Annotated in this window: 9 protein-coding genes; 4 read left to right on the forward strand and 5 right to left on the reverse strand. The window is 72.9% G+C overall.

Going from position 1 to position 9920, the window contains the following annotated elements:
- Positions 1–219 precede the first annotated feature (219 nt).
- From ACVNF4_RS26710 to ACVNF4_RS26720, 3 genes are all read right to left on the reverse strand, one after another.
- On the reverse strand, positions 220–1338 hold the full coding sequence (locus ACVNF4_RS26710) for a sensor histidine kinase (protein ID WP_461805434.1): 1119 nt from the start codon (positions 1336–1338) through the stop codon (positions 220–222).
- Positions 1339–1462: 124 nt separating this feature from the next.
- Complete coding sequence (locus ACVNF4_RS26715) at positions 1463–2548, reverse strand: alpha/beta hydrolase (RefSeq protein WP_461805426.1); 1086 nt, start codon at positions 2546–2548, stop codon at positions 1463–1465.
- A gap of 46 nt (positions 2549–2594) precedes the next feature.
- Positions 2595–4427 (reverse strand): phosphatidylglycerol lysyltransferase domain-containing protein, encoded by a 1833-nt coding sequence (locus ACVNF4_RS26720; protein ID WP_461805427.1) that lies wholly within the window; start codon positions 4425–4427, stop codon positions 2595–2597.
- Between the two features lie 214 nt (positions 4428–4641).
- On the opposite strand from ACVNF4_RS26720, the gene ACVNF4_RS26725 reads away from it, so the two are divergent.
- A complete protein-coding gene (locus ACVNF4_RS26725) occupies positions 4642–5217 on the forward strand; it encodes a TerD family protein (protein ID WP_461805428.1) in 576 nt (191 codons plus the stop codon).
- Positions 5218–5264: 47 nt separating this feature from the next.
- Positions 5265–5846, forward strand: a complete 582-nt coding sequence (locus ACVNF4_RS26730; protein ID WP_461805429.1) for a TerD family protein — start codon at positions 5265–5267, stop codon at positions 5844–5846.
- A 6-nt stretch (positions 5847–5852) separates the two neighbouring features.
- Here the strand turns inward: ACVNF4_RS26730 and ACVNF4_RS26735 are convergent, their stop codons facing one another.
- Positions 5853–6437, reverse strand: coding sequence for a TerD family protein (locus tag ACVNF4_RS26735; RefSeq protein WP_461805430.1), 585 nt, complete (start codon positions 6435–6437; stop codon positions 5853–5855).
- A gap of 155 nt (positions 6438–6592) precedes the next feature.
- Positions 6593–7129 carry a GNAT family N-acetyltransferase gene (locus ACVNF4_RS26740; protein WP_461805431.1) on the reverse strand — a complete coding sequence of 179 codons (537 nt, stop codon included), beginning with the start codon at positions 7127–7129 and terminating at the stop codon, positions 6593–6595.
- Positions 7130–7352: 223 nt separating this feature from the next.
- Between ACVNF4_RS26740 and mptB the strand changes: the two genes are divergently transcribed.
- The gene (mptB, locus tag ACVNF4_RS26745) at positions 7353–8744 is read left to right on the forward strand and encodes a polyprenol phosphomannose-dependent alpha 1,6 mannosyltransferase MptB (protein ID WP_461805432.1); all 1392 of its coding nucleotides are present in this window, start codon (positions 7353–7355) and stop codon (positions 8742–8744) included.
- A gap of 29 nt (positions 8745–8773) precedes the next feature.
- A partial coding sequence (locus tag ACVNF4_RS26750; protein WP_461805433.1) for a glycosyltransferase 87 family protein occupies positions 8774–9920 on the forward strand: 1147 nt, incomplete at its 3' end.

Here is a 9920-nt window from a genome sequence, read left to right on the forward strand (position 1 = left end):
CCGGCCTCCGCACCGTCTCCCGGTGCGGAGGCCGGCCGACGCTCCCTCGCCGAGGCCCCGGTGCGGCAGCCGCACACCGTGTAGGGCGCCGGGAGGGCCGAGAGCGGCGCGAGCGCGACGCAGGACGACGGAACCCCCTCCACCAGGCCAGCCCCCCCACCACGACCGGCCGCCGCACCGCCCCGCCCCGCCCCGCCGGGGCAGCACATCCGCCTGCCCTCAGGAGGCGTGCGGTGCCCGGAGTTCGATCCGGTAGCCCCCTTGGGGCAGGGGGCCGGTCGCGAGGGTGCCGTCGAGGAGTTCGGCGCGTTCCCTGAGGCCGATGAGGCCGAGGCTGGCGCTGGGGAGGGCGACGCAGGCACGCGTGGGGGCGGTGTTGGTGACGGTGACGCCGAAATGCCGGGCGTCGTGCCACAGGAGGACCTCGGCGCGGGCGCCGGGGGCGTGTTTGCGGACGTTCGTCAGCGCTTCCTGCACCGTGCGGTACACGGTGCGCTGGGCGGTCGTGCTGATGCCCGGCGGGAGCGCGCCCGAGAGGGTGGTCTCGATGCCGCTGCCCGCCGTGAGCCGCCGGAGGTCGGCCAGCGTGGGCTGCGGGGTCAGCTCGGTCTCCTTGCCGCCGGACGCGCGCAGCAGGGTGACCATGTGCCGGAGTTCGTCGAGGGTGTTCACGCTCAGCGTGCGGATCGCGCGGGCGCCGTCGCGGGCGCCGTCGTCCTTGGCGGCGACCTGGAGCGCCCCGGCCTGCACGGCGATGAGGCTGACCTGGTGCGACACGACGTCGTGCATCTCCCGGGCCAGTTGGGCGCGTTCCCGGGCGAGGACGGTCTGCGCGTACAGGGCGCGCTCGTGCTCGCGGGCCTCCTCGATCTCGACGAGCCTGCGCGCCAGGTCGTGCCCGGTCTGGACGAGCTGCCCGATCAGGACCGGCGCGAACGCCGTCGCCAGCGTGTACACGAACTGGAGGAGCGTCCAGGCCCGGTCACCGGCGGACGTGCCGGCCAGCGGCCAGTCGACGATCGCCACGGCCGCGTTCAGCAGCGCGCAGCCCGCCAGCAGCGGACGGTTGCGGGTCCGCGCGGCCAGCGTGTACAGGGCGGCGATCGGCGCGACCGCCACGTCCAGGAACAGCGTCATGGGCAGGGTCAGCAGGACGACGGCCAGCGGGAACCGCCGGCGCAGCATCAGCCCCGCGCAGCCCACCGCGACACACACCCACATGAACGCCGACGTCTCGCCGTACAGGTTGATCCGCGCGTCGAGCACGGCGAGCACGACAAGTCCCGCGTCCACGGCGGACGGCGGCACCCGCCGCCACAGCGCCCGGCCCGCACCCACCGCCTGCCGCCACCGCCCGGCGGCCCGCACCGCCCGGATGTCGTCCACGGCCACTCCCCGGATCACCGGCGTTCCTCCTCACAGTTCCCTGCACATGTCTTTGTTCCGCCCGGCATCGGTGTGCTCACCGCTCTTCGAGCCGGCCGCTCAGCCACTCCAGGGTGGGGGCGATCTCCCGCTTCCAGGTGGTGAAGTTGTGGCCGCCGCTGTCGAGGATGATCGACGAGACCCGGGCGGGCGCCTTCACCTTCTCGATGAACGCCAGGGTGTCCTTGAGGTTCGCCTCGCCGCTCTTCGAGCTGCTGACGAGGAAGGACGACGCGGGGGCGGGGACATGGTCCAGGCTCCAGAGCAGGTCGGCGCGGTTCTTCAGGTTCTCGTCGCCGTGGAAGAGATCGCCCGTGGTCAGATCCTTGGGGGCCTTGTAGTGGGGGGACAGCCCCGCGCTCGCCGCGAACCGGTCCGGATGGTGCAGGCCCAGCTTCAGCGCGCAGTACCCGCCGGTCGAGTTCCCGACGACACCCCAGTTGCGGGCGTTCTCCCCGACCCGGTAGGCGCCCGACACGGCCCGGGGCAGGTCCTCGGCGAGGAACGTCTCGGTCTGCGGTCCTCGGGGGACGTTCGCGCACTCGGTGTCGCGGGGCGGTGCGACGGTCGGGCGCAGCATGACCAGGATCATCGGCCGCATCTTCCCGCGCGCCGCCAACTGGTGGGCCGTCGCCGGATACTTCAGCCCCTTGATCAGGGACATCGCGTTGCCGGGGTACCCGGTGAGCACGACCGACGCGGGGAACGTCCGCCGCTCCTGCCCCGCCCGGAAGTACTCCGGCGGCAGATAGACGTACGCGGGGGCGGTGATCCCGGACTTCGCGCCGCGTACGACGACCTTCTGTATCTGCCCGCCCGCCGACGGCTGCCGCTCCACGACGGTGAGCGGCGCCCTGCCGGTGCGGTCGGCCGCCCGGTCGACGACGGCCCGCTCCAGACCGAGGAGGTCGGCCCAGGACCCGTAGAGCAGGAACGTGTTGTTCGCCGCGAGGCCGACCGACGCGAACACCAGGACCTGGGTCGCCGACAGCAGCCCGGTCCGGCCGAGGACCGTACGCCAGCCGCGCCGGGCCAGCCGCGGCCACAGCACGACCGTCAGCACGAACAGCGCCCCCGCCGCCAGCACGGCGAGGAGCAGGACGTTGTCACTGGTGAGACCCATGGGAGAGGGAACCTTCTCGGGTGAGTCCCCGTGGCGGGGAGGTGGTTCAGGACGCGGTACGCGACCGTCGGCGGAAGAGGGCGGGCAGCCGGGGCGTCGTCACGAACCCCTCCGCGCGCCCGCAGGCGAGAGCGATCCGCAGCAGTTCGCCGTTCTTCTGGAAGAGGACGAAGCGCGGGACCCACACCGGCCGGTACTTGGCGTTGGCCCGGTACAGCGACTCGATCTGCCACCAGCGGGAGAAGAACCCGAGGACGGCCCGCCACAGCCGCAGCACGGGACCGGCGCCGAGCCGGTCCCCGCGCTCGAAGACCGACCGGAACATCGCGAAGTTGAGGGAGACCCGCGCGAGGCCCATCTCGTCCGCCCGGCGCAGGAGTTCGATCACCATGAACTCCATCAGCCCGTTGTCGCTGTCACGGTCCCGGCGCATCAGGTCGAGGGAGAGTCCCGCACGGCCCCAGGGGACGAAGCTGAGCAGCGCCCGCAGTTCGCCGTCCGCGTCGTGGCACTCCACCATCACGCAGCGCCCGTCGTCCGGTGCTCCGAGCCTGCCGAGCGCCATGGAGAACCCGCGCTCGGTCGCGCCGTCGCGCCAGCGGTCGGCGTCGGCGACCAGCAGGGCCATCTCCGGCTCGGGGATGTCCTCGTGCCGGCGGACGCGCGTGCTGTAGCCGGCGCGCAGCACCCGGTTGTGGGCCTGCCTGACCCCGCGCATCGCGCGGCCCTCCAGCGTGAAGCCGGCGACCTCGACGATCGCCTCGTCGCCCAGTTCGAGGGCGTTCAGACCGTGCCGCGCGTAGATGACGCCCGCTTCCTCGGACGCGCCCATGACGGCCGGGACCCACGCGTGTTCACGTGCCTCGGCCAGCCAGGCGTCGATCGCGCCCGGCCACGCCTCGGGGTCGCCGACGGGGTCGCCGGAGGCCAGCGAGACGCCGCCGACCACGCGGTAGGCCACCGCCGCCTTCCCGCTCGGGGAGAAGACCGCCGCTTTGTCCCGGCGCAGGGCGAAGTACCCCAGGGAGTCGCGGTCCCCGTGCCTCTCCAGGAGGGCGCGCAGCCGCTCCTCGTCGTCCTCGGTCAGCACCACCTGTCCCCGGGGGCTGCGGAACGCCACGTACAGGACGCTCAGGAACAGCACCGCCGCCGTCACGTTGAGGGTGCCGTCGACCCAGCCGGGCACCTGCACGAGCCGGGCCGCCTTCTCGGACGGGTCCAGCGTGACGAAGCGGGCCAGGACGTAGCCGAACCGGTCGGACATGCCCGCCTGCGTGCCGGTGCCGGTCGCCTGCACGAGCGCGCCGCCCAGCATGCTCCCCAGGATCAGACCGGCGACGAGCGTTCCGAGCGCGGTCCGCGGGTTGGCGGGGTCGCCCTTCGACGTGAACTCCCGGCGCCCCACGAGCAGCGCCAGCAGGAACAGCGCGGTGAGCGCGGCGGAGACCCAGTTGAGCCAGTGGTGCCGGAAGCCGAGGTCCTCTTCGGGGACGAACAGCAGCAGGAGCATGACCGTCAGGGTCAGCGCCGCGAGCACCGTGTTGAAGATCCACGCGGCCCGCTTGCGCCTGCGCATCGCCACGGCCAGGAACAGCGCCAGGACCGCGGACACCAGGCCGGTGGTGAGCAGGTACGGGGTGAAGTTCGCGCCCTCGTTGTGCTCCCGCACCCGGTCGCGCAGGGAGACGGAGAGCACCGCCAGCACGTTGAGCAGCGCCATGGCACGCAGGTACCAGACGACGGCCGTGGCCGCCGCTCGCCCGAACCCCGGTGCGGGCGGGGGCGGCGCGGGAGCAGGGGTCGGCTTCAAGGAGGCGGCGGGCGAAACGGTGGGTGCGGTCACACCTCGACCCTCCGGAAAGTCCGGCGCCCTGACCATCCGGCAACCGGCTGCACCTACCCCGCCGGGTGGCGGGGTCCGAGAGCTCGGACGCGGGACGCCGTGCGGCGGATGAAGGTCCCGCCGTGTGGCGGGGGGCGACCGGCCACTCGTCGGATACCGGAAGGCCGGGGCGTCGGCCAGGTTGGAGACATGCCCGGCAGGACGTCCTGGACGCCGGGCGGGAACAGCAGCGGTCGAAGGAGAGAACGACATGAGTGTTTCGCTGGGCAAGGGCGGCAACGTCTCGCTGAGCAAGGCGGCACCGGGCCTGACGGCGGTCCGCGTCGCCCTGGGCTGGGACGTCCGCACCACGACGGGCGCCGACTACGACCTGGACGCGAGCGCGCTGCTGTGCGGCGAGAACGGCAAGGTCGTCTCCGACGCGCACTTCGTCTTCTACAACAACCTCAAGAGCCCGGACGGCTCCGTCGAGCACACCGGCGACAACCTCACCGGTGAGGGCGACGGCGACGACGAGGTCATCGACGTCACCCTCACCGCCGTCCCCGCCGACGTGGCGACGATCGTCTTCCCCGTCTCCATCCACGACGCCGCCGCCCGCGGCCAGAGCTTCGGCCAGGTCCGCCAGGCCTACATCCGGGTCGTGAACCAGGCGGACGGCGTCGAGATCGCCCGCTACGACCTCAGCGAGGACGCCGCCTCCGAGACCGCGATGGTCTTCGGCGAGCTGTACCGCGCCGGCACGGAGTGGAAGTTCCGCGCCGTCGGCCAGGGCTACGCGTCCGGCCTCGCGGGCATCGCCCAGGACTTCGGCGTCCACGTCTGACCCCCCTTCCGTCCCGCCCCTCACCTCGATCCACCCCGGGAGTTCTCATGTCCATCAGCCTTGCCAAGGGCCAGACGATCAGCCTGACGAAGTCCGACACGACCCCGCTGAGCCGCGTGCGGATGGGGGTCGGCTGGCAGGCGAGGCAGCGCACGGGCTTCTTCGCGAAACTGATGGGCCCCAAGGAGATCGACCTCGACGCGTCGGCGGTCCTGTACGCGGGCCGGACGGTCGTGGAGGTCGTCTTCTTCCAGCACCTGGTCAGCGTCTTCGGCGCGGTGAAGCACTCCGGCGACAACCGCGTCGGCGGCGAGGGCGCGGGGGACGACGAGTCCATCACGGTCGACTTCACGCGGATGCCGCCCGAGGTGGACCAGATCGTCTTCACCGTCAACTCCTTCACCGAGGTGACGTTCGACGAGGTCGAGAACGCCTACTGCCGTCTGGTGGACGAGGCCACGGGCGGTGAACTCGCCCGCTACACCCTCTCCGGCGGCGGCTCCCACACCGCCCAGATCATGGCCAAGGTCTTCCGCACGGACGCGGGCTGGCAACTGGCCGCCATCGGCGAACCCGCCTCCGGGACGACCTTCCAGTCCCTCCTGCCCGCCATCGAGCGCCACTTGTGACGCGGCTCAGGCGGCGAGCCCGTCGACGGCCTCGCGCAGGTCGGTGAACGTGGGGCAGACCAGCGGTCTGCCGACGGCGGTCATGGTCCACGCGTCGGCCGTACGGGTCAGCTCCGCCATGACCAGCGCCGTGTGCGGGCCGGCGGCGGGGAACGCGTAGCGGGCCAGCTCGCGGCCCAGGCTCTCGTCGACGAGCCGGCAGTGCGCGCGGTGCACCGTCTCGAAGGTGCCGCCGTCGAGAGAGCTGACGACGAAGACGACGCGGTCGGCGTGCGGGGACAGCCGGGGCAGCCGGGCGAAGAACGACTCGTTGTCCCCCACGTCCGCGGTGTCCTCCACCACGAGCCCGGTGACGTGCTCCACGGACCCCTCCGGGTGGACGGGGTTCTCGGTGAACAGGACGTCGACGAACCGTCCCTCGCCGTACAGCAGGGCGAACGTGCCGAACCGCCCGCGCCGCCGCCCGAGCGCGCCGAGCAGCCCGGGACGCGGGGCGCGCTGCCAGCCGATCCCCATCCGCATCAGGGTCAGCGGACGGCCGTCCGCCCTGCTCAGCGGGACCTGCTGGCCCGTGGCCATGAGGTGGGGCATGGGGACTCCAGACGAGAGGCCGGGCGGACCGGCGGGCGCCGGACCACTGTCCTCAGCCTCCCGGGACGTCCTGTTTGCCGGTATCCGACGGATGTCCGGCCCCGCCCCGCCACCCGGCCGGGCCACCCCCGCCGCACGGCGGGGGTACCGTCCGCCTACTTCTGCGCGCCCCCCGTCCATTCGTCCGCCAGCAGCCCCAGCAGCACCTCGTCCAGGAGTTCTCCCATCACCCAGGCCGAGGACCGCAGGACGCCCTCGCGGGTGAAGCCGTTGTGCTCGGCGGCGCGGAGCATTGCCGCGTTGTCGGCGAGGGTCTCGATCTGGAGGCGGCGCAGGCCGCGCACGGTGAAGCCGTAGTGGCACAGGACGGCGACGACGTCGGTGCCGTAACCCTGGCCGCGCCAGGAGGGGAGCAGGCCGAGACCGAGGTGGGCGAGACGGTTGTGGTTGTCGATGCCCCACAGGACGGCGGACCCGACGAGGACACCGCTCTCCAGGTCCACCACGGAGAACGGGACGTGCGTGTCGTCCGCCTTGGTGAGCAGGGGGTCCTTCGCGTCGGGCGAGACGGGGACCCAGGGGCGGGGGTCCGTACGGGAGGCGTTGACGACATCGTCGAAGAGCTCGGTCCGCAGGACCGGGATGTCGTCCTCGCGCCGGGCTCGGAGCGTGACCTTCTTGCCTGTGAGCATATGAGCTTCCTATCGGCCGGGTTCGGAGGACGGCAACCGGATTTGCGCGCGCTCCCCGGGCGCTGCTCGTGCCCTCGATCCCGAACCCGGGGTGAGCCCCCGGCGTACGCCGGCCGACCGTCCGGCACACCCCGCCCCCTGATCACGCCCCGGTCACCCACAGACCACCGCCCCGAAGGCGGAACGTCGTCTCCCAGCCACCCTCCCTCGCCACGCTGACAGGGTGCTGGCCAAGGCTTTTCCTCCCGCTCTCCGCCGCTGCCAGGTACTCGGCCTGGCCGGTACCTCCTGTCTGGCGTTGGGCGGGGAGTCCGCCGGCGCCCTCCCCGCGCGCGAACTCCTCGCGCCCTCCTCACCGCACGCCGTGCTCGGCCTGGTCGGCGTCTACTTCGGACTCGTCCTGCTGACGGCGGCCTGGGTGATGCTCGGCCGCCGGGTGCGCGGCGGCGAACAGCCCTCCACACGCGCGCTGGTGCTCGTCCTCGCGGTGTGGGCCGCGCCCCTGATCGTCGCGCCGCCGCTGTTCAGCCGGGACGTCTACAGCTACCTCGCGCAGGGCGCGATGGTCGACGCCCACATCGACGTGTACTCCTACGGCCCCTCCAGCCTCGGCGGCCCGCTCGCCGACGAGGTCGCCCCGCTGTGGCGGCACACCGGGGCGCCGTACGGGCCCGCGTTCATGGGACTCGCCGGGGTCCTCGCGGGGCTCACACGAGGGGAACTGCCCGCCGGGCTGTACGGCATGAGGTGCGTGGCGCTGCTCGGGGTCGCGCTGATGGCCGCCGCGCTGCCCCGCCTCGCCCGGCACTGCGGCGCGGACCCGGCGGTAGCCCTGTGGCTCGGGGTGCTCAACCCGCTGGTGCTGCTGCACCTGGTCGCGGGCGCCCACAACGACGCGATCATGCTGGGCCTGCTCGGCATCGGCCTGGTCGCCGCCCTCGGCGGACGCTTCGCGCTCGGCGCCGTCCTCGTCACCCTCGCCGCCCTCGTCAAGGCGCCCGCCGCGCTCGGGCTGGTGGCGGTCGTGCTGGTCCAGCACAGCCCGCTGCGCGGGGCCGTGAAGACCCTCGCGATCTCCGCCGCGACGACCGTCGCCGTCACCGCCGCCACCGGCACCGGATACGGCTGGATCAGCGCCCTCAGCACCCCCGTCTCCCCGCAGAACTGGGCCCTCACGAGCCTCCTGGGCCGCGCCACCGGCGCCCTCCTCACCCACGCCGGAAGCGACCTCGCGCCGCTCGCCGTGCCCGCCTGGCACACCCTGGGGCTGGTGATCACCGCCGCTCTCGTCGCGGTGATCTGGTGGCGGCTGCGGCCCCGCCCGGTGTACGCGCTCGGCCTCAGCCTCGCCGCGATCGCCGCGTTCGGCCCCGCGATCCGCCCCTGGTACGCGCTGTGGGGGCTGTTCCTGATCGCCGCCGCCGCGCCCGACACGTCGGCACGCCGCCGTACCGCCGTCGCCGTGGCCGGGGTGCTCGCCCTCGCCGTCCTGCCCGACGGGGACCCCGCCGACCCCGGACAGATCCTGCTGGCCGTCTCCGGCGGCGCCCTCGCGGTCGTCGTCCTGTGGCAGGCCCGCCTCGCCTCCGGCCCGCTCCGAAGCCGTACGGCGTGACCGGCACGCCCCCACGAACCCCGAGGACCATGAGACTCCCTGAGACCGACCGAGGCCGACTGACCCTGCTCCTCGCGCTGGCCGCCGTCGTCACGGTGTTCACCGCGACCGTGCCGCTCCTGCGGGACTGGTTCGACCTGCGCGTCTACTACGGGACGATCGACCACTGGGTCCACCACGGCGGACGCGTCTACGACTACCGGGTGCCCGACACCCCGTACGGCTTCACCTACCCGCCGTTCGCGGCCGTCGCGATGCTCCCGATGGCGCTGGTGGGCCTGCGCACGGCGATCGGACTCGCCCTGCTGCTCAACCTGGCCGCCCTCGCCCTGGTCCTGCGCCTGCTCGCCGGCCGGGAGTGGCGCCGGCACGGCTGGTACGGGATCGGGCTCGCCCTGTGCGTGCTGGCGCTGTTCGAGCCGCTGCGGGACACGGTCAGCTTCGGGCAGGTCAACATTCTGCTGCTGGCGCTCGTCCTCGTGGACGCGCATCTGCTGGCCACCGGGCGCAGCCGCTGGGCGGGTGTCGGGATCGGCCTCGCGGCGGCGGTGAAGCTGACGCCCGCGCTGTTCATCGGGTTGCTGCTGGTGACCCGGCGGTGGCGCGCGGCCGGGATCGCGACGGCTGTCGCCGCCGGCGCGACGGTGCTCGCCGCGCTGATCGCCCCCGGCGCGTCACGGTTCTACTGGACGACCGCGATGTGGGACACCGCGCGCGTGGGCCGCCTCGACTACGTCTCCAACCAGTCCCTCCAAGGGGTCCTCGCCCGCCTCGGCGTCGACAGCAAGGCGGTGTGGGCGACCGTCGTGCTGGTGGTGCTCGCCGTGTGGGTGTGGCGGGTGCGGCGGACGCAGGAGTGGCGCACGTCGTTCGCGTTGACGGGGTTGACGGCCTGTCTGGTCAGTCCGGTGACATGGGTGCATCACTTGATCTGGTTGATTCCGTCGTTCGTCGTGTTGATCCGATCCGGTCATGTGCGGATCGCGTCAACTCTGTATGCCGTCATGTGCACCAGTGTCGTGTGGATCTGGTTCCACGACGCGTCCGGCCTCGACGGGTTCGTCGGCAGCAACATGTACGTGTGGATCACGCTGGGCCTGCTGCTGTGGCTGCCGACCGGTCAGCGCCGGCTCCCGGCCCGCAGCGCGAGCGACACCCCGCCCGCGCCCAGCGCCG

The organism is Streptomyces sp. S6, from assembly GCF_054880855.1.

Bases quoted from the DNA above. Each gene is read 5' to 3' on its own strand.
- ACVNF4_RS26715 (WP_461805426.1), bottom strand. From the start codon at position 2,548: ATGGGTCTCACCAGTGACAACGTCCTGCTCCTCGCCGTGCTGGCGGCG.
- ACVNF4_RS26720 (WP_461805427.1), bottom strand. From the start codon at position 4,427: ATGGTCAGGGCGCCGGACTTTCCGGAGGGTCGAGGTGTGACCGCACCC.
- ACVNF4_RS26725 (WP_461805428.1), top strand. From the start codon at position 4,642: ATGAGTGTTTCGCTGGGCAAGGGCGGCAACGTCTCGCTGAGCAAGGCG.
- ACVNF4_RS26730 (WP_461805429.1), top strand. From the start codon at position 5,265: ATGTCCATCAGCCTTGCCAAGGGCCAGACGATCAGCCTGACGAAGTCC.
- ACVNF4_RS26735 (WP_461805430.1), bottom strand. From the start codon at position 6,437: ATGCCCCACCTCATGGCCACGGGCCAGCAGGTCCCGCTGAGCAGGGCG.
- ACVNF4_RS26740 (WP_461805431.1), bottom strand. From the start codon at position 7,129: ATGCTCACAGGCAAGAAGGTCACGCTCCGAGCCCGGCGCGAGGACGAC.